Source organism: Rathayibacter sp. AY1A3 (assembly GCF_002930975.1).
Taxonomy (GTDB): domain Bacteria; phylum Actinomycetota; class Actinomycetes; order Actinomycetales; family Microbacteriaceae; genus Rathayibacter.
Genome location: NZ_PSTO01000037.1, coordinates 1 through 17,713 on the forward strand (window position 1 = coordinate 1; position 17,713 = coordinate 17,713).

Sequence of the window (17,713 nt, forward strand, 5' to 3'; positions counted from 1 at the left end):
GCGATGCGCGTCGTCTTCGGCACCGCCGGGCCCATCGCCACGCCGTCGAGGTAGCCGCGGATCGAGTCGGCCGTGATGACCGTGGTGTATTGCGCCCACTGCGAGCGAGGCGCGGCGGGCACCGAGGTCACCGCCGAGGACGGCCCGACCTCGGTCGACCAGGGCTGGGTGGCGCTCGCTCCGTCGGTGAAGACGCTCTTCGCCGTGCCGCTCGGATTCGAGGGGTTCAGGAGCCAGTAGTTCGTCGGTACGTCGGGGTTCGCCGCGGTGCCGAAGAAGAGGGCGGAGTAGTTGCCGTTCGGCACCTCGCGCTTCACCCAGGTCGAGACGGTGAGGTCCTCGCCCTGGTCGGTGACGACCGCGGCGGGGAGGCTCGCGTGGGGGCCCGTGCCGGAGCCGCCGGGCAGGGTGAGGCCGTCGGCCCAGGTCACGGCGCCGACCGCGCGGCCGTCGTAGTCGCCGGCGGTGTCGACGAGATCGGTGCTCAGCGGGTAGTGGGCCGCGGGGGCGGGCAGGGTCGCGGCCGAGGCCGCCCCTCCGCTCGCGACGAGCCCGGAGGCGAGGAGCAGTCCGCAGACGGCTCCGGAGAGCAGGGCGGTACGACGGAAACGGCGCATGTCACATCCTTGTGAACGACGGAATTGTAAAATGTTACCGTGAACAATGACGTGAGTACAACGCGTGTACCAGTACTCCTCGGAGTGCTCCTTCACCCTCACGGGTGACCGTAAGCGACCGGCAGAGCTCCGGCAGACCTCCTCGAGGAGGAGCGCGAAGGTCGTGGCTTCCCGAAGCCGGCCTCGTAGCCATCTGCGACACTGAACCGATGTCCGCCTCCCGTCAGCTGCGCACCCTCCGGGGTCTCGCAGCGGCGGTGGTGGCCACCTTTACCGCTCTGTTCTCGCACGTCGTCGGCGGCGGGGACGCTCCCGGTCCTCTCGGTGTCCTCGCGCCGCTGGTGCTGTCCGTGCTGATCTGCACGGCAAGGACCTGCTTCGACGAGCCCCCGGCAGAGAGGCGGCGCCGGCGTCGAAGTGGAGTCACGAGGCTGCCGCCCCGCGTGCTGGCGTAGTGATGCCGCGTGATACGGGTGCACGGGTGCTGCCTCACCGGACGTCGTGGCGCCGCCCCGCAGCGCCACGTCGTCCGTCACCGCATGATCGACTGCTCAGGCGTCGAGGTCCTGAAGCCACTGCTCCACCGTGCGCGGCGAGAGGTCCAGCAGAGTCTGCGCGCTGCGCGCCTCCTCGATCAGTTCGTCCGGCTGGGTGGCGCGCCAGCGGTACGAGTCGATCACGGGGGTCATCCCCTGCTCACCGAACAGGGGGATCGTCATGGCGCCGAACTCATCGGGGGTCTGCGCGTGGAAGACCACGTCCTTCCCGAAGTAGCGGCTGAAGCCGGTGGCGAGATCCTCGCCGAGGAGTCCGGGCAGGGCGCCGACGGCGACGACGCCGGTGACGTCGCTCCGCTCGAACAGGCGCGCTGCGGCGTCGGCGACGTCGAGGTGCGAGCTCCAGGACACGCGGAAGTCCTCCCGGATCGGGTACGGGAGGACGGCCTGCTCGCGGACGGAGGCGATCACCGGCGGGAGGAGGAGGTTCTCCAGGTAGAGGCGGGGCGCGAGGACCGCGGTTGGGACGCCCGTCGCGGCGAGCCCGCGCGCGAGGACCCCGTGTGGGCTGTCGTCCGTGTCCCCGAGCGGGTAGCCGCTGGTCGAGAAGACCACGCGCGCGGGGCGGGCCCGGTCGACGGCCGCGGCGATCGTCCGAGCGTGCTCGAGCTGCTGCGTCGGGGACCCCAGTGCCAAGTGGACGAAGACGCCCTCGGCGCCGCTGTACGCCGCGACGAGGCTGTCGATGTCGGAGGCGTCGACCGCGACAGCCGGCCCGGAGGTGTAGGCACCGGGGGTGCGGACGGCTGCGGTGACGATTTTGCCGGAGCGGAGGAGGGCGGCGGCGACGGGAGCGCCCTGCGCACCGGTCGCTCCGTGAACGATGTAGGTCATGAGAGCATTACTGCAGACGTTGCACCGGTTACGTCAACTGCAGTAATGGTGAGAGGGCCGATTCGATGTCATTCTCCGCTGATCAGTGGCCCGAGTGCGGGATAGCGCGCTTCCTGACCCTCCTGGACGGCCCCTGGGCGACGCTCGTCATCCGCGAGCTTCTGAACGGACCGATGCGGTTCGGCGACCTGATGAAGGCGCTGCCGGGAGTGAGCGCGCACACCCTGACTAACCGGCTGCGGCGCTTCGAGACGTACGGGCTGGTCACGCGCACCGCCTACCCGGAGATCCCTCCGCGGGTCGAGTACGAGCTGACTCCGGTCGGTCACGGTTTGCGGCCCGTGCTCGACGCGATGAACGACTGGGCCGGAACCGTGCCCCGCATCGACAGCGACGATGCGGTACCCGTGCCGGCATCGTGCTCCGGCACCAGTCTCTCCCCGACGACCGAGTGAGTCAGCATCCTTCCCGGACGTGATCCGGCACTGTTGATGCTCGGCACCAGCGCGAGGCCTTGGCGGAAGACGCGAGACCGGTGCCGGTCGAAGATCGCGCGCGGAGGCTCATCATTCTCGGCGACGTGCAGGAGGACGAATGGGGAGCGTCCCTGCGGGTCGGAAAGGCCCTACCTGTTACATCCTGTAGGGGTATCGCTTCGCCGCTGTAGGAGCATCTCCGTGTACAGCGGCGGTTGAAGGTCGGGTGGGAACGCGCCCTCGACCGGCGGCTCGTAGGGCAGCGCCTCCCCGATCCGGTTCTCGTCCGTGGAGTCTGCGAACGGCCCGTCCGGTGAGAGCAGGACGCTCATGTGCGGGTCGCAGTGATTGATCCACCACGCGCTCATCCCTGCTTTCGGGTCGGCACGTGCGGCCTCCCACGCCCGCCACAGAGCCTCGATGCGCTGCTGCGCTTCCTTCGATTCCCACCAGGCCGCCTTCCACCGCGAACCGCCGCCGGAGCCCTGCGCCATGACTCGGCGCCGGTAGGTGCCGATGAGCTGCTTGCGCACGAACTCATCCGCGGATCCGAAGTGCGTCGTCGGCTCCTCCCCCGCCTCGACGTCGGCGCTCATTGCCGCGGTGGCGGGCTCGTCGGCGCCGAACGGGTCGTCGTCGTAGCCGCTCATGCGGGAGTCACCGGCGCGAGATCGTGTCCCGGTCCCGGTCCCGGCCCCGGCTCCGGCTCCGGCTCCGGCGTCGGTGTCGGCGCTGCGCCCGGTCGGTGGTTTGCGATGGAGGCGTTGATCGCAGCCACGAGCGGCTTGGGGCCGTCGAACCACGGCACCGTGCGCAGGATCGCGGCACGCGAGCCGGAGGACATCAGGATCGCCCGCCCGATCTTGCGGCCCTTCTTCGGCGTGGGGAGGTTCGCGAGCTCTGCGACGTCGAGGATCAGTTCGCGCTTCAACGCGCTGGTGGTGGAGCGCACGCCCTTGTTCATGCTCGCGGAGGTCGTCTCGCGGTCGTAGGTGCCGATCAGCTCCGACACCATCCGCAGGAAGTTCGTCTCGGAGATTCCGCCCGCGTAGATCTTCGCGTTCGCGGCCGACCACAGCTTGTCCATGCCCTCCCGTCCGAACACGCTGACGCCCTGCGACCAGGACTGGAACACCGACATGATCGGGATCCCGCGGGAGCCGTAGTGGCTGTAGAGGTCGGGGAGGTCCCGCCAGCGGCAGACGTTCGCCGCCTCATCAAGTACGCCGAGCATCGGGGTTTGCATCCGGCCGCCGGGCGAGACGGCCGCCAGTTCCTCCGCGGCCTCGACGGTCGCGGCGGTGAGTGCGAGGACGAGGGGGCCGGCGCTGCCGGCGCCCTCCTTGGACAGGCTGTAGAGCGTCCCGGTGGAGCGCACGAATGCGGCCGGATCGAATTCCGGTCGGGGGTCGTTCTCGCCGGTGCGGTTCACCCATTGGCGGGTGCCGGAGTCTTTCAGGCAGGAGGCCATGCGCCGGGCAGTGGAGTACACCGATCCGCGCTCTCGGTGCTCCAACCGTGTCGCGCCCTGCAAGCTCTTGGCCATCAGCGGGAAATCGCTCGAGGCCAGGATGTCGCCGGCCGTCTCATCGCCCGGTTTCGTCGTCCACTCGTAGACGTCCGTGATCGGGCGGCCATCGAGGGCTGCCGCGAGCAGGAAGCCTGCCAGCAGCTCGCGGCCGGAGGGCTCGAAGTGCGCATCCGAGCGCGCTCCGACCTCGCTGGATCCGGACGCGAAGTGCTGCGCGAGCTTCGCGGCCTTGGCGTCGTCGGTGACGTAGGAGAGGGGGTTCCACCACCACGACGGCGGCTCGACCGCGACGCGCTGCGGGTCGAACACCCACACCTGCCCCCGTGCTGCGCGGAGGTCACGGGTCGCGTCGAGCACGTCGCGCTTGTTCGAGGTCGTCACCACGGACCCGGGAGCGTTGACGATCGCGGGGATGACGAACGAGGTCGACTTGCCTACGCGGGGGCCGGCGAGCAGCAGCACCATGTCCTCGAACGAGGCGTAGAGAGGTCGACCGTCGCTGAGGAGGTCACCCAGAGGGACACCGAACGAGTCGGTCACGCCCAGTCGGGCCGACTTCTCCTTCGCCTCCTTGCCTCGCATGTGGCTCATCTCCGCGGAGGTCGCGGTGTGGCGGGCGGTCCAGTCGATCGGGGTCCGGTTCTTCTTCCCGCCGTTCTTCGCGATCAGGAACAGGGTGCCGAAGAACACGACCACGGCGCCGATCCCGGCGACGATGAGCGTCGCGGTGCCCGGCCAGACGAGTCGGCCGCGGAACACGTCGACCACGACGGAGAAGAAGTTCGACGGGTCGGTGTCCATGTCGGGATTCACGCCGTCGACCTGGGATCCGACGCGGACCGCGATGTAGATGGTCAGAGCGATGATCAGGACGCCGCCGGCAGCGAACGCGACCCCGAAGCCGTTACTGGCCTTCCCGGGCTCTTTCCGGCGGTTGTTCGTGAGGCTCATGGTGCGGCTCCTTCGGTCGGTGCTGGGCTGGTGAGAGTGGTCTGGGCGGGGATCGCGTGCTGCACCGTCGCGGTGAATGCGAGGGTGGCGGCCGTGGCCACGAGGACCGCGACGGCCAGGAGCCCGGCGACAGCGCCGATCTGGCCGAGCGGACCCCGTAGCAGCGCGTCGCCGGTGCGGGCGGCGATCACGACGTCGCCCGCTGGAGCAGCGGAGCGGATGCCGGCAGGAACCGGCGCGGCTCGCATCGCTCGTAGATCGGCCCGTCGTAGTGGGCCGTCGTGTCGTCGCTGGCCGCCTGTCGGCTGGTGCCCCAGGTGAGGAGGGCCTGGCCGTTGTCGGCGTACTCGACGGGCAGGTCCGTGATGTGGTCGGTGTGCGGGAGCGTCGTCGTCATCGAGCAGCCCCAGAGGTAGCCGTCGTAGACGACCGTCGACGTGCAGCTCATACGATCACCCGGTCCCACTGGTCCCAGGCGACGAAGCCCGCCATGAGGGCGATCCCGGTCCAGCAGCCCGTGAGTAGAAACCGATCGCGCTCCGCCGCCCCCTGACGGCGGGCGGCGATCACGCTGACGATCGCGGCGCCGGCCGCGCCGGCCGCGACGCAGCTCGCGCCGAGGGCGACGAGGACGCTCACGGCAGAATCTCCACCATGACCGGATCGGTCGCCAGGGGCTCGTTCGCGCGTCCGGCGCGGCTCGTGGTGTGCCAGAGCTTGTTGGTGTCGTTGACGTCCTTCTCCGCTCCGGTCAGGTGGACGCGGACGGGGATGCCGGGACGGCCACCGACCTTGATTAGGAACAGGCCACGGCCGGGCGGGTCCGCTTCCTTCCCGGAGACGCCATCCCAGGCGGGCGGGTCCTGCCAGCTCGTGAGCATCTCCTGCTCCTTCGAGGACAGCGGCACAGCGGAGGTGAGCAGGGGCATCTCCGCGCCGGGGAGGCCGCCGCAGATGACCATGCCGGAGCGCTCCACGAAGCCGCGGGCCTTCATCCGGTCCTCTTCGCTGGACAGTGCGAGGAGGTCGGACATGGTGTGGCTGATCATCGCGAGGCCCACGCCGCGGGCGCGGTTCAGGCGGGTGAGCGCGTCGACGCGATCGACCATGCCCTTGCCCGCGCGCAGCGCCCGCCACAGCTCGTCCAGGATCACGAAGTAGTGCCGGCGGGGCTCGATCCCCGCGTCGGCCAGCGCGGCGGCGACGTTGACCGTCCCGAACCCGGCGGACCAGCACGCGAGGAGGATCGCCGCCTGGAGGTCGCCTTCGGAGTCATCGATCGAGGACACGTCGTAGACCACGGGGCGGTCCCGCCGCATCGGGGTGGTGGTCTGGCGGGAGAAGATCTCGCCAAGTCGGCCACCGGAGGTGAGGCCGATGAGGGACGCTTCGAGGTTCTCGGTGATTTCCTTGTACCGCTTGAGGTCGTTGCGGTCGAGGGCGACCTGTCGAATTTCGTCCGGCGCGGCCTGGATGACGGCGAGCAGGTCCGCGAGGACGGGGATGCCCTCGTGGTGCTCGTCCAGGTACTTGAGCGCCCGGTCGATGATCGTCTCCTCCCGGTCCGTGGGCGGCTGGGAGCGGAGGATCGTCAGGAGCGCGGCGATCATCGTGTGCCGGCGGCCGTGAGCGTCCGCGAGGACCTGAGCGGCGAGGCGCTGCGCCTTCACCGCACGCAGGTGCAGTTCCTTGGAGTCGCCGCCGCTGGCGTCGAGCTCCGCGGCTTGCTCGAGCGCCTGGTCGGCGTCGTCGCGGAGGCGCTTCGCCGCGCTGGTCGCCTCGCCGGGGTCGAGGATGTTGAGGTAGCCGCGGTCGCGGCCGAGGGTGATGACCTGTCCCTCCATCGCGCGGATCAGGTCCACGTAGTCGGGCTTCAAGTCACCGAGGACCAGCGGGATGGTGCCGTATCCGGCGAGCCCGGTCGCCATGCGACGGGTCAGCGAGGACTTCCCGAGACCCGGCTTGCCGAGGACGAACATCGACGGGTTGGAGATGAGCTGCGCCCGCTGGAACCAGCTGATCGGGTCGCACAACACGGAGGCCCCGGTGGTGAGGTTCTTCCCCAACGGCACGCCAATCATGGGCGTGCCCGTTCCGACCGAGAACGGGTACAGCCCGCACACCTGAACGGTCGTCGCGCGGAACTCATCGGCAGGCTGGATCGAGACGGCCTGGCCGCCGCCGCGGCCCAGCCATCCCGTCGACGTCGGCCGCATCGGTCGCTTCGGCGCCGACTCTTTCTCAATGTTCTGTCTGCCGCCCTGGTGCGGGATCGCTCGCTTCTTCCGCGACCGCTTGGAGGGCTTCTCGCGGGCGAGAGGAGAGCTGGCGGCGCGAGCTGCGGCGGCCTCCTCCTCAGCCTTCCGCGTGCGGCGTGAACGGGCGCGAGCGTCCGTCGACGTCGCCGCGGCCTGCGCCGTCGTCGGGGCTCCGACCGCGCCCGTGGGCGTGGCGGAGTCGAGCGCGTCGACGTCGCCGGCTTCCTCCCTCTGGTCGACGTCGACGGCGCCGGTCGGCAGCTCGTCGCCGTCGACGGCAGCGATCGCGTCGACGGGCTCGGTGTCGCGGTGGCGGGAGAAGAACTTGGTGGTGCTGCTCACTGGGGGCCTCCAAGAAGGGTCGGAACGACGACAAAGACGGGTGAGGGCTGAGGGTTAACCCGGGACGGCACCGGACGTGTGTCCAGTGCCGTCCTGGTGGTGGCGGGGTGTGTCACAGGATTTCCCGCATCTCGTTGGGGATGCGCAGGTGCCGGGGCAGGACCAGCCCCAGCGGGAGGGCGGCGGCGAAGGCGGAGTCCTGCGAGCCGAACGCCGGCCGCATCCGCAGTCGGGCGGCCGAGGTGAGGGAGTCGATCGCGGCGCGCGCTTCGGGCTCCTGGCCACGCTGCAGCGTGGTCGCGGTGACGATCAGGCCGAAGTTCATCAGCCCTGCGCCGGAGGCTTCCTCCGCGGCCGTGGCCTGCGCCGAGCGGGTCGAGAGCGTCGAGCGCGCCGTGGGCTTGGTGGACGCGGAAGAGTTGAACTGGGCCGCGTTCAGGTCCGCCTCCACCAGCGCCGCCGCTCGAGCGGGATCGATAGGCCGGTAGAGCAGTGTCACGCGCTTGCGGGCGATGTCACGGTGCGGTGCCAGCAAGCGAGCGAGGATGTTCGACTGGACCACGCCGCGCGGGGGCGCGGTCATCGTCCACGACGTCGACACCGCACCGTCGTGACGGTAGGAGTCCCAGTGCGCTTCGGCGCCCGCGGGGCCGACGTCGGTCCAGGACAGGTCCGCCGTCTCACCCTCTGCGCGCGCCTGATCGATCAGGAGCGCCGCGTCGGGGTCGTACGCGGTGCGGATGACCTCGCACAGCTCCTGCGCACTCAGGGGCCGCGCTGCGCCCGCACCCGTCGCCGCGAGAGACGACGTCAGGCCGGGGATGCGGGCGGAGAGGTCCGCGGCGACCTCCTTCGCATTGCGGCGCTTTCCATTGATGCGGGCCGTCGCCGTGAACGTGAGCGCGATGTAGGCGTGGATCGTGGCCGATCCGACCGGGTAGGTCTCTACGACCTCTTGGAGCATTGCTCGCGCGAACAGCGGCGCGTCCGGGTCCATCGACCCCTCGACCTCACCGCGCAGGCGTGTACCCGTGTCGGGGGCCGTCTCGACCGTCACGGAGGCGGCCTCGATGCCGGGCTCGTCTCCGAGGTTGGCGAGCCAGATGCCGTACTCCGCGACCTGGTTGTTGATCTGCTCCTGATCCACCAGCGCGGCGCCATCCGGCTCCGTCGCCAGCACCACGGTGAAGTGCTTTGTCATCGGGGTGCTGATCAGAGCAAACCGGCGGCCGTGGGAGTCCTCGTGCTCGGTGAGCTGCGAGGGCGCGGCCAGGCCCGGCAGCTGGAACGTCCCCCACTTCGCGCGCCCGATCGGACCGGAGCGGTAGACGTTCGCTCCCTTGCTCTTGGTACGCCACCAGTTCACGCGGACCACCATCCTTCCGAGGGCGCTCTGCCCGTGCTTGTCCTTGACCGAGACGGTCAGGAGGATGCCGCCGAAGATGGCGGCGACGATGAGTGCGGGACCTAGGCCGGAGAACATGGACGCGATGATCGAGGCGACGATGCCCACGAACATCACGAGGGTGGCGAGCTGCCCGAGCCCGCCGAGGCCGGCGGTCTGAGGCTTTCGCCAGTTGCCGTAGGTGCGAGCCTTGATCGGCTCGGTTGCTGTGCTGGACATGGGTTAGCTCCCGCTCTCGTTGCTGCCGGTCGCTTCTTCGGTGCCGGCCTTCACGGCCTGAGCGGCATGCTTCGCGCCCTCCGCGGCCTTCGTCGCGACGGCGATACCGGCGCCGATTGGGCCAGCCGTGGCCGCGGCGCCGCTCGCGGCTGCCCCGGCCCCGGCACCGCTCGACGCGGCAGCTCCCGCACCGCTCGTCGCCGCGCTTCCGGCACCAGCACCGGCGCCGCTACCGGCCGTCGCCGCCGACCCGGACGGGTCAGCGGCCGACGTCGACGCCGGAGAGCCCGGCGTCGACGTGCTGCCGGACGGTCCGTCCGTAGACGAGCTATTGCCGCCTCCCCCGCCGCCATTCCCGCCACCACCGCCTCCGTTGTTGCTCGCGCGGATCGCGCCCGTCGCGACGTCACCCGCGGCCGAGAGAGCCGCGGCGCCCAGCAGCAGGCCCGCCGCGCCGCCACCGCCGACCGAGGAGACGGCCGGGACGAGGAAGCGCATCAGCGCGGGCAGGGCCACGAGCGCGATGAGCATCAGAGCGAGGCCGGTGACGATCTGGAAGAGCCCGGTGCCGTCCGACTTGAACAGGTCGGTGCCGGTCATCCGGAAGGCGATCGCGTAGACGATCGCCGCGGCGGGCTTGTAGAGGATGAAGGCGAGGGTCCAGGCCATCGCCTTCTTGAACCACTGCCGACCGATTTCGGTGTTCGTGAACGAGGCGGCGAGCGGGAAGATCCCGGCGAGGACGACGAGCATCGCGCCGCGGAACACCATCAGCGCGATCTGCACGTAGGTCATAAACACGGCGAGCATGCCCAGCAGGAAGAGGCCGATCAGACCGATTCCGGAGGTCGCTGTGAGTGCGATCATCCCGAAGACGTTGGTGCCGAAGCAGTTGCTCTCACCCTGCTGGGACACGTCGCAGTTGGTCGAGTTGTTCAGCATCCAGATCGAGAACTCATCGCCCGCCTGGGTCGCCAGGCGGATGACGACCAGCCCTGCGCCGGCCACCGCGATCAGAGTCAGCACGGAGCCGGCGAGCTCGCGCAACGGCATCGCGCGCTGCGTCCACACCATCCGCGCGGCGGCGACGAGGATCGCGAGGATCGCGAGTCCACCGGTGTACCACTGCAACTGCCCCTGCACCCAGCCGACGACGCTCGAGGACTCGTTCAGGTGCATCGCCAGCGGAAGGAACCCAGTCACGAGCGCCGACGCGGACGAGAGCAGCAGCACGGCGACGAGAATCACGCCGATGCGGCCCATGTGAGCTTCGCCGTCGCCGTGCCGGCGACGGCTCGCCATCATCACGCCCGCGACGATCAGGGACATGACGGCCAGGCCCGCGGAGACCCACGTCACGTAGCCGAGAATCGTCTCGAACGCCTCCGGTAGCGGCGGTGTGCCGCCACCGTTGACGCCGCCGCCCTGGTCCACGACTGTGACCGGGGAGGGCACGTTCATCCAGACGGTACCGAGAGAGGCGATCGCCTTGCCATAGCCCTCCAAGATGTTGTTGACGAACTGCTGCAAGGCATCGTTCGATGCCTTCGAGACGACGTTGCCGACCGCGACGCCGGTCCAGCAGGGGACGTCGATGGGGAGGCATGCCTCTCCGCCGCCGGTTGTGGTGATTGCGATCACTGGACACCCGCCCAGACGATGTAGCCGCCGAGGTTCTGCAGCGTGGTGGGGCGGAAGGGCGGCTGTCCTTCGTCGGTGACGACGAGTTTCCAGTCGCCGTCGATCCACTTCACCGCGGACGGGAAGCTGATCAGCGAGCCTGTGTTCAGCTCGAATGCGGTGTCGATCGTCGCGTTCTCTCCGTCGTACGACAGCACCTTGAAGCCCGCAATCTGCACGCTGGTGCCGGTGTTGCTCTGCTGTGTGTCGGCGGCGATAGCGGCATCGCGGCCGGGTCCCGGTGCCGTGAGCTGCTCCACTGCGAGCGGTGCGAGTCGAGCATCCGAACCCATGGCCCACAGGTTCGAGACAGCGAAGAGAGCACCTTCGGCGGTGTGCGCGTAGCAGGTGCGTACCCCGTCACTGTCGGTCTCCCCAGGGCCGGCCTCAGCGGAGCTAGGAGCGGCCATGGTGCCGACGATGGTCCACTCCGTCGTCGGCGGTGCGGTGAGGATGCCGGTCTCCTCGTAACCGGAGAGTCCGCACACGCTTTCGGCGTCCGCCGAGACGGTGGAGGTCGGGGTGGGAGTGCCGGGGGCGGCGGTCTTGGTGCCGCCTCCCCCGGTCCCGAGGGACGTCACGCCGAGCACGATGGCAGAGAGGGCGAGTGCTCCGACGATGGCGGCTCCGACGATGAAGCCCTTCTTGGTGAACGGGTTACGCGGTTCGGAGTCGTTCATGACGTCCCTTGCCTTTCTGTTGGTGGTGTCGGTTTCCCGGGGACGCTATGCGCCCATCAGGAACCCGACGATCGTGAACGCGGCGGAGATGACGATCACACCCACGAGGAGGCGTCCGAGCCAGCCGCCGATCTCTCCGCCTTCGCCGCGGCGGGCGGAGACGGTCATGGTGACGCCGAGGATGATGAGGCCGACGACGGCGACGCCGAGGCCGACCCACTTGGCCCAGCCCATGACGGTCGTGAAGGCCTCGAATCCGGGGGGCATGCCACCGGGGCCCGGGTCCGGGACGACCGCGCCGAGCGCGCCCGCGGTGGTGAGGATGTCGGCCGCTGCCGAGATGAGGACAGACATGGTGTGTGCTCCGTTTCGTTGTGGGTGGTGCGGGGTGATCGGCGTCGCGGTCGCGGCGTCGAAAGGGTCCGGTTATCCGGTGGTAAGGGGGCCGTCGGCGTAGGCGACGTCGAAGTGCAGGTGGTTCGGGGTGTCACCGAACTGGGTGATGTGCTGATAGGTGGTCGAGCGGCATTGGATCTGGCCGGCGCGAGAGCCCTGGGGCACCTGGGGGTCCAGGACCGTCAGCAGTTGCAGGGCGTTCGCGTCGCAGCCGGTGGTGGCGGTGTTGTTGAAGGAGAAGAAGTCGACGGCGTTGCCGCCGCCGTTCATCCAGTGCGACGAGCCCGTCCCCGCTCCGAGCAGGGAGCCGGTGCACTGGCGGTTGAGGTCCGAGACGCCGACGTGCTCGAACGTGTTCAGGGCGATCGTGATGATCTGAAGAATGCGGACGTCGATCCCGCAGTTCTCCTTGGCGGTCCCGGCGGCCATGTCGCGGATCTGCTGCGCGTAGCGGTCCTCGAGCAGCCGCAGCCGGCTTTCCTCCATCGCCGTCACGAGGCCGACCGCGAGTGCCTGCGCGTCGCCGGACACGGGGACGCATCCGCCGACCGGCGCGGCCGTCGACATCGCGGTGCTCGTCGGCGTCGACGGGACGCTCACCGGCGCAGTGGTGGCCGTGGGTGCGGTCGTGCTGCTGCCGAGGCTGTTCAGGTAGGTCATGATCGCCACGGCGTCGGCGCGGTACTTCGTGTAGTGGTTCGGGTCCGCGTTGCGCTGAACCTTGTTGATCGCGATCGAGGGCTCCATCGCCTGCCACCCCTCGACGGCCACGAGGCGGTCGTAGAAGAAGCCCGCCGAGGTCGTCGGGTCCATGCGCTGCTCGACGGTGCCCCAGCTCGACTGCTGCTGGAACAGTCCGATCGAGTCAGCGACCGAACCGTCTGGGTTGATCGCACCGTCGCCGTAGTTGATGTTCACCAAGGAGGACTCCCCGATCGCCGTCTGCACGCCGAGGGTCTGCCCATCGGCGCCGAGGCCCTTCGCAGCGCCCGCGTTGACGATGAGTGCTGCGTTCACGAGCTGGTCGTGACCGTAGGCCCCGACCTTCGCGTCCGCGGGGATCGCGGAGACGTTCACCGGTCCGCCGCCCGGCAGGCATGCTGCGGCCGCGTCCTCAGCGGCACCGAAGAACAGCAGCCACAGCAGCAGTGCGATCGCAAGGAGCGGTGCCAGGACCGCCGCGAGAACCCCCATTCCCCCCTTCGCCACCGGGCTACTCCGACGCCAGGGGGGTGATCTGCTCGACAGCCCACGGACCGGTCTCGACGGTGCGGTGGACGTAGACGGAATAGTCGCCGGCGTCAGTGGGGACGAGGATGCGCATCGTGTAGGCGCCGTCCCCGTCACGAACCGTCGCGGCACCGGTGAGGGTCGTGCAGGGCACGTTCGCGGGGTCGACCGTTTCGTAGGCCACCGCGGCCTGCTGCGAGAGGAACGGGTAGAGCTCAGCGATCCACGTGTCATAGTTCAGCGACGGTCGGCAGAAGGCCGTCACCGTCGACGTCGCAACCGCGATGGTGTCTCCCTCGACGCCCGGAGCCTGAGTCGGCTCTACATCGACGGGGATGTCCGCAGGCGAGGTCGGGGGGCTGGTAGGAAAGGCCGGCTCGGTGTTCGGGTCTGCCGGGGTTGCTGTCGCGGCAGACGGCGTTTCGGGCGTGGCGGTGGTCATCGGCGCAGCACAGCCGACCAGGAGCAGTGCGCTCGATGCGACTACTGATGCTGACAACTTGCGACCGCGCACGACGTTCCTTCGCTCGACTTCCGTTGCGTCCAGTGTATCGTTTACCGAACCAATAACGCACCGTTATCGAGTAAGGAAGTGTGCATAATGGAGCTACCGACGTTTGGTCAGCAATCAGCGAATGTGCAGCGCTGATCGAGTTGCCGGTGTCGCGGCGACGCTGGAGGCCTCCACCAAGGAAAATGGAGCGCATGTCTCCAAGAGTCGAGTGGCCAACCCCGGATCCGAGGCCCGTGGACGTCGAGATTGCAATCCTGGTCAACGGGAATCGTTCGCGCGCCGAAGTGCTGCGCTACCTGGACACCGTGACCGGCGCTACCCGCGGGATCATCGCTCGAGAGACGGGTATCCCCTACGGATCGCTCGGACGTGTCTTGAAGGAGCTAGAGGACTACGGGGTCATCACCGTTGAGTACGGCCGTGATGCCGAGGCTGGCGACAACGCAGCTCGACAGCAGAACGGGCTCTACTCGCGTAATCACTACCGAGGGTGGGAGCTAGACCTGGCCTGGCACAACTACACCAACCCGTCACGACCGCGGACGCTGGAACAGCAACTCGAACTCGCTCTGCGCGACGCTGCCGACAATCCCACGCTGCGCCACCTTGCAGAAGAACGCCTCCGCGAACTACGCGGCGCGTCCTCCGCCAGCTCTACGAGCTGAGGCGATCGCGCACGACGCTCTCGAACAGCCGCCTGTGGACATTCCACTCCATCAGGTGAGGGACGGGCGGGAACTCGTGGACCGTTACCGTCGACGGGTTCAGCCGCTCCATTTGGCGACTCTCGGCAAGGTCGTTATCTCGATCGCCGGCCGAGTGCAGCACGAGGGTCGAGACATCGACCGACCGGTCCCCTCGAAGCCAGTTCAACCGCGCGAACGACGTCGGCTCGGCCATCCGCGCGAGCCTGCTCAACCATCGCGATTCCAACGAACGGAACAGGGGCGCCCCGATCCAGGCAGGCAGTCGAGCCGCTGCTATTCCGCGTTCGATCGAAGCCTTCCACTGCACGGCCGGCCCGATGAGCACGAGCTGCGTGATCCGGTCCCGGTACTGCGAGGATTCCGCAAGAAGCAGCGCAATCGTTCCCCCCATCGACCAGCCGAACAGCACGAGCTCCTCAGCTCCGCTCGCGATCGCGAAGGCGATGGCGCGGTCGACGTCGCGCGCCTCCCGGAGTCCGAGAGTCGCCCCCTCCGGCTCGGCACCAGGTGCGGCATCCCCCTCGACATCGCCGTAGAACGAGGGCACGAGTGACGTCATCCCCAGTTCAACGGCGATCGGTACCGATCGAAGGGCCGAGGCTCGCGAAGACTTGATTCCGTGGAGGTGGAGCGCCCAGCGGCGACCGTCGCCGGCTGCGAACAGCCATGCCGGTCGGTCACCGTCCTCAGCAGGGACGTCGACGTCTTCGTAGGCGAACCCGAGCGATGAGGCGTGTGCGAAAGCGTGGCCCGTCCAGCGCCCCTCAGTCGCTTCGGCTACGTCCCCGCGCGCGTCCTCGATGCGGCGTTCCACGGAGTCGGAGTCGTCGTGGATGACGGCCCCTACTTGGAGGTGTCCCCGGCCATTGTTCACCCATACGCCGTACTCCCCCGGCGCCCGCGTCCCGTCCGTCGACGGCAGGCGGATTGTCCGCTGCGCCATGTCGATTGTGACAGGCAACACCTTCGGGCGTCCGCGCAGAACGGCTCTGCGCATCAGGGCGACATCAGCCGCGAGAGCACCCATGCCGAGAGCGGCGGTTGTCGCCGCGCCTACTCCCCAGGCGACCGTGGAAAGTCCCGTCACTGCACAACCTCAGCCATCGCTCGAAGTTCGTCCTCGAGGCCAAGGTGACGCAAGATGCCCGAATTCGTTCGTTCCAGCAGGTGCCGCTCGCTCGACGTGAGCAGCGCGTCCTCCGCGTTCGTGGCGTCGTAGAGGACGGTGGATTCCGAGTTTGCACGAGCGCGCGGCTCCGGCAGGAACAGGGCTCTGCACGCCCCCAAGAGCGTCAGAGGCGTATCCGTCACCTTCCGCCGGATCAACGCCAGGCGAAGTGCTCGCACACGCCATACCGGCTGCAGCAGCTTCCGTTGGCGCTGCACGAACACCTTTGCGAACGCGACGATCAGAAGAAGAATCCCGGGGCCGAAAATCAGGTAGAACAGGCCGCGCAGCGCCTCGCTCTGCGATTCCTGCCCCCACTCGAAGTGAGCCACGGTCAAGTAAACGACGTGAGTGGCGCAGGCGAGAGCGACGAGAGCGAAGCCGGCGAAGAAGACGATCGATGTGCCCCGCAGCTTCCGCGCTCGAATGAGCGCTGATCGTCCCGTGAGGACTCCGATCGTGACGATGTAGAGCATGAGGTAGGCGTAGCAAGCGGGGTCAGTGATGTAGTCCCGTACGAACGTCTCGGACGTACCTCCGCGGTGCTGAATGAGGGCAAACAGGACTGTCTGCCCTCCCAGAACAGCGCTGAGCGCGAACCAGCGCGGCTTCTCGGGGCCGGGCAGCCCCGCCCCCAGTCGTGTCGCGCGGTAGAAGAACCAGAAGGCGATGGTCGCGCATAGGGCCTGCGCGAGGTTCCAGAAATTCGACCCGCCAAGGGCGGCATCAACCCATTGCAGCGGGATGACCACGCCGAGCGTCAGGATCGCGATCAGGCCGAAGAGAGACGCGATCCACGCTGGTCGTCGGGCTGGGTCCTTGGTCGAGCCGACAGCGCGGCCGAAGAAGAGCGCGACGCAAAGCGCGAGAGAGACGATGATCGCCAGCCTCACCCACACGAGCGCTTCGCCCGGGATTGATCCCATCATCCGAAGACGCTCTCCTCTGCTTGCAGATCGGTGCCGAGCAGCCAGGTCATGAGACGGTACGCGAACTCCTCCGCGACGATTTCCGAGCGGCTGCGCGTCAGTCCACGCCCCTGCGCCTTGATCACCGCCTCGCCCAAGGTGCCACCGTCCGTCAGATCAATATCAGCGCCGCGGAGCACGTCACAGTCCTCGTGGTGGAAGCATGCATGGCCGAGTTCATGGCAGATGCAGTGCAGCTGATATGACAGCGGGTCGGTCAACCGGAACGAGACGTAGCCCCGGCTGGGAGTGTCGCGAAACAGTCCGGTGAGCTGCCGGAGACGATCGTCCGAAACCGCTTGCAAGACGATGGGTTTGCGGTAGACCGCGGCCACCCTGTCGACAATTCCTTTGAGCGACATGCCTGGTTCGAGGCCAAGCCGGTCGATCATGGCCGAGACGGTCGCGGAGGGGTCGAAGGATTCTTCCGTCTCAGCTTCTGCCGGCCACACGCTCACTGGTGACCCCCATCTGGCCCACTGTCGCGGACCAACTTGGCAATTGCCCGGATCTCATCCGGGCTGAGGCTCGACAGGTTGCGGGCCGCGATGCGCAAGGTTCCGGTCGATCGCATGGCGTGGGCCAGCTCTTCCTCAGCCTCCACCCGAGCAACGAACTCTTGGTCCCCTGTCGTCAGATAGTCACGCGGCACCCCAAGCGCGGAGCTGATAGCTCCCAGAAGCTCATCCCTCGGGAAGGAAGCGATCGCGCCGTCGAGGAGGTCATGCCACTCGTTCTGAGACAGGGCGACGCCGATACGGCCGGCGGCGAGAGACACCGCACGGTACCCACCGTCGTCCTGTAGGCGTGCGAGAGCGCCCATCCGACGACCGAGCTCCCGTACGTCCTGGTTCACCGCAGCCCCGGGGGCAGGCGCGACGTCCGCCGCGGTCAGCGTTCCGTTCTTCGCGGCACGCAGCGTCTCGACGGCATCGATTTCGAGAAATCGGCACAGGAGGTCGAGCTGTTCGACGTCCATGCGTCGCTTCGCGTGGAGCATCCGAGAGAGCTGTCCCTCGGACACGTCAACCGCTCGTGCCGCTTCGGCCAGGGATACCGCGCGGTCGACCATGCGGGCTCGGAGCACCCGGCCCAGGGATCGTGTGAGTGCTCCGGGGAGAGCTTGGGGGGCTAGTGGCATGTGTTGTGTCCTTCGGGTCGAACAGTCGCTTGCCGTCTG

General features: G+C 68.4%; 20 protein-coding genes. 2 read left to right on the plus strand and 18 right to left on the minus strand.

Features of this window, described 5'->3' with window-relative positions; genetic code table 11:
• The coding region (locus tag C5C10_RS14430) for a LamG domain-containing protein (RefSeq protein ID WP_146082172.1) at nt 1-617 on the minus strand (617 nt) is incomplete at its 3' end.
• A 551-nt stretch (nt 618-1,168) separates the two neighbouring features.
• On the minus strand, nt 1,169-2,008 hold the full coding sequence (locus tag C5C10_RS14435; RefSeq protein WP_104329581.1) for an SDR family oxidoreductase: 840 nt from the start codon (nt 2,006-2,008) through the stop codon (nt 1,169-1,171).
• Between the two features lie 65 nt (nt 2,009-2,073).
• Here C5C10_RS14435 and C5C10_RS14440 point away from each other — a divergent pair, with 65 nt between their 5' ends.
• A complete protein-coding gene (locus C5C10_RS14440) occupies nt 2,074-2,463 on the plus strand; it encodes a helix-turn-helix domain-containing protein (protein ID WP_104329582.1) in 390 nt (129 codons plus the stop codon).
• 170 nt (nt 2,464-2,633) lie between these two features.
• Here the strand turns inward: C5C10_RS14440 and C5C10_RS14445 are convergent, their stop codons facing one another.
• The 12 genes from C5C10_RS14445 to C5C10_RS14500 all read right to left on the minus strand — a co-directional run bounded on the left by C5C10_RS14445 (nt 2,634) and on the right by C5C10_RS14500 (nt 13,618).
• Nucleotides 2,634-3,134: a DUF4913 domain-containing protein gene (locus C5C10_RS14445; protein ID WP_219813272.1), complete on the minus strand. Its 501-nt coding sequence runs from the start codon at nt 3,132-3,134 to the stop codon at nt 2,634-2,636.
• Nucleotides 3,131-4,966 carry a type IV secretory system conjugative DNA transfer family protein gene (locus tag C5C10_RS14450; RefSeq protein ID WP_104329583.1) on the minus strand — a complete coding sequence of 612 codons (1,836 nt, stop codon included), beginning with the start codon at nt 4,964-4,966 and terminating at the stop codon, nt 3,131-3,133. The genes C5C10_RS14445 and C5C10_RS14450 overlap by 4 nt, the downstream gene beginning before the upstream one ends.
• The gene (locus C5C10_RS14455) at nt 4,963-5,157 is read right to left on the minus strand and encodes a hypothetical protein (RefSeq protein ID WP_104329584.1); all 195 of its coding nucleotides are present in this window, start codon (nt 5,155-5,157) and stop codon (nt 4,963-4,965) included. The genes C5C10_RS14450 and C5C10_RS14455 overlap by 4 nt, the downstream gene beginning before the upstream one ends.
• The gene (locus C5C10_RS14460; RefSeq protein WP_104329585.1) at nt 5,154-5,414 is read right to left on the minus strand and encodes a hypothetical protein; all 261 of its coding nucleotides are present in this window, start codon (nt 5,412-5,414) and stop codon (nt 5,154-5,156) included. Before C5C10_RS14460 ends, C5C10_RS14455 begins: the two co-directional genes overlap by 4 nt.
• Nucleotides 5,411-5,605, minus strand: coding sequence for a hypothetical protein (locus tag C5C10_RS14465; protein ID WP_104329586.1), 195 nt, complete (start codon nt 5,603-5,605; stop codon nt 5,411-5,413). The genes C5C10_RS14460 and C5C10_RS14465 overlap by 4 nt, the downstream gene beginning before the upstream one ends.
• Nucleotides 5,602-7,182, minus strand: coding sequence for an ATP/GTP-binding protein (locus tag C5C10_RS14470; protein ID WP_258060607.1), 1,581 nt, complete (start codon nt 7,180-7,182; stop codon nt 5,602-5,604). The genes C5C10_RS14465 and C5C10_RS14470 overlap by 4 nt, the downstream gene beginning before the upstream one ends.
• 496 nt (nt 7,183-7,678) lie before the next feature.
• Nucleotides 7,679-9,190 (minus strand): SCO6880 family protein, encoded by a 1,512-nt coding sequence (locus C5C10_RS14475; RefSeq protein ID WP_181067941.1) that lies wholly within the window; start codon nt 9,188-9,190, stop codon nt 7,679-7,681.
• Nucleotides 9,191-9,193: 3 nt separating this feature from the next.
• The gene (locus C5C10_RS14480) at nt 9,194-10,939 is read right to left on the minus strand and encodes a hypothetical protein (RefSeq protein WP_146082173.1); all 1,746 of its coding nucleotides are present in this window, start codon (nt 10,937-10,939) and stop codon (nt 9,194-9,196) included.
• Nucleotides 10,828-11,550 carry a hypothetical protein gene (locus C5C10_RS14485; RefSeq protein WP_104329588.1) on the minus strand — a complete coding sequence of 241 codons (723 nt, stop codon included), beginning with the start codon at nt 11,548-11,550 and terminating at the stop codon, nt 10,828-10,830. Before C5C10_RS14485 ends, C5C10_RS14480 begins: the two co-directional genes overlap by 112 nt.
• Before the next feature lie 45 nt (nt 11,551-11,595).
• Complete coding sequence (locus C5C10_RS14490; protein ID WP_104329589.1) at nt 11,596-11,904, minus strand: hypothetical protein; 309 nt, start codon at nt 11,902-11,904, stop codon at nt 11,596-11,598.
• A gap of 72 nt (nt 11,905-11,976) precedes the next feature.
• Nucleotides 11,977-13,140 (minus strand): hypothetical protein, encoded by a 1,164-nt coding sequence (locus C5C10_RS14495; RefSeq protein WP_104329590.1) that lies wholly within the window; start codon nt 13,138-13,140, stop codon nt 11,977-11,979.
• A 19-nt stretch (nt 13,141-13,159) separates the two neighbouring features.
• Entirely contained in the window at nt 13,160-13,618 is a 459-nt protein-coding gene (locus tag C5C10_RS14500; protein ID WP_104329591.1) for a hypothetical protein, read from the minus strand.
• A 305-nt stretch (nt 13,619-13,923) separates the two neighbouring features.
• Here C5C10_RS14500 and C5C10_RS14505 point away from each other — a divergent pair, with 305 nt between their 5' ends.
• A complete protein-coding gene (locus tag C5C10_RS14505) occupies nt 13,924-14,355 on the plus strand; it encodes a helix-turn-helix transcriptional regulator (RefSeq protein ID WP_104329592.1) in 432 nt (143 codons plus the stop codon).
• Here C5C10_RS14505 and C5C10_RS14510 read toward each other — a convergent pair.
• The 4 genes from C5C10_RS14510 to C5C10_RS14525 form a co-directional block, all read right to left on the minus strand.
• Entirely contained in the window at nt 14,345-15,424 is a 1,080-nt protein-coding gene (locus C5C10_RS14510; RefSeq protein ID WP_104329593.1) for a S9 family peptidase, read from the minus strand. The two genes, C5C10_RS14505 and C5C10_RS14510, sit on opposite strands and share 11 nt — an antisense overlap.
• A 56-nt stretch (nt 15,425-15,480) precedes the next feature.
• A complete protein-coding gene (locus tag C5C10_RS14515) occupies nt 15,481-16,494 on the minus strand; it encodes a hypothetical protein (RefSeq protein ID WP_104329594.1) in 1,014 nt (337 codons plus the stop codon).
• Complete coding sequence (locus C5C10_RS14520; protein ID WP_104329595.1) at nt 16,491-16,925, minus strand: hypothetical protein; 435 nt, start codon at nt 16,923-16,925, stop codon at nt 16,491-16,493. Before C5C10_RS14520 ends, C5C10_RS14515 begins: the two co-directional genes overlap by 4 nt.
• A 62-nt stretch (nt 16,926-16,987) precedes the next feature.
• Complete coding sequence (locus C5C10_RS14525; protein WP_104329596.1) at nt 16,988-17,674, minus strand: helix-turn-helix transcriptional regulator; 687 nt, start codon at nt 17,672-17,674, stop codon at nt 16,988-16,990.
• Nucleotides 17,675-17,713 lie beyond the last annotated feature (39 nt).

Excerpts from the sequence above, each read along its gene's own strand:
- C5C10_RS14435 (WP_104329581.1), bottom strand. The coding sequence starts at position 2,008 with ATGACCTACATCGTTCACGGAGCGACCGGTGCGCAGGGCGCTCCCGTC.
- C5C10_RS14440 (WP_104329582.1), top strand. The coding sequence starts at position 2,074 with ATGTCATTCTCCGCTGATCAGTGGCCCGAGTGCGGGATAGCGCGCTTC.
- C5C10_RS14445 (WP_219813272.1), bottom strand. The coding sequence starts at position 3,134 with ATGAGCGGCTACGACGACGACCCGTTCGGCGCCGACGAGCCCGCCACC.
- C5C10_RS14450 (WP_104329583.1), bottom strand. The coding sequence starts at position 4,966 with ATGAGCCTCACGAACAACCGCCGGAAAGAGCCCGGGAAGGCCAGTAAC.
- C5C10_RS14460 (WP_104329585.1), bottom strand. The coding sequence starts at position 5,414 with ATGAGCTGCACGTCGACGGTCGTCTACGACGGCTACCTCTGGGGCTGC.
- C5C10_RS14470 (WP_258060607.1), bottom strand. The coding sequence starts at position 7,182 with ATGCGGCCGACGTCGACGGGATGGCTGGGCCGCGGCGGCGGCCAGGCC.
- C5C10_RS14475 (WP_181067941.1), bottom strand. The coding sequence starts at position 9,190 with ATGTCCAGCACAGCAACCGAGCCGATCAAGGCTCGCACCTACGGCAAC.
- C5C10_RS14485 (WP_104329588.1), bottom strand. The coding sequence starts at position 11,550 with ATGAACGACTCCGAACCGCGTAACCCGTTCACCAAGAAGGGCTTCATC.
- C5C10_RS14490 (WP_104329589.1), bottom strand. The coding sequence starts at position 11,904 with ATGTCTGTCCTCATCTCGGCAGCGGCCGACATCCTCACCACCGCGGGC.
- C5C10_RS14495 (WP_104329590.1), bottom strand. The coding sequence starts at position 13,140 with ATGGGGGTTCTCGCGGCGGTCCTGGCACCGCTCCTTGCGATCGCACTG.
- C5C10_RS14500 (WP_104329591.1), bottom strand. The coding sequence starts at position 13,618 with ATGACCACCGCCACGCCCGAAACGCCGTCTGCCGCGACAGCAACCCCG.
- C5C10_RS14510 (WP_104329593.1), bottom strand. The coding sequence starts at position 15,424 with ATGGGTGCTCTCGCGGCTGATGTCGCCCTGATGCGCAGAGCCGTTCTG.
- C5C10_RS14515 (WP_104329594.1), bottom strand. The coding sequence starts at position 16,494 with ATGATGGGATCAATCCCGGGCGAAGCGCTCGTGTGGGTGAGGCTGGCG.
- C5C10_RS14520 (WP_104329595.1), bottom strand. The coding sequence starts at position 16,925 with ATGATCGACCGGCTTGGCCTCGAACCAGGCATGTCGCTCAAAGGAATT.
- C5C10_RS14525 (WP_104329596.1), bottom strand. The coding sequence starts at position 17,674 with ATGCCACTAGCCCCCCAAGCTCTCCCCGGAGCACTCACACGATCCCTG.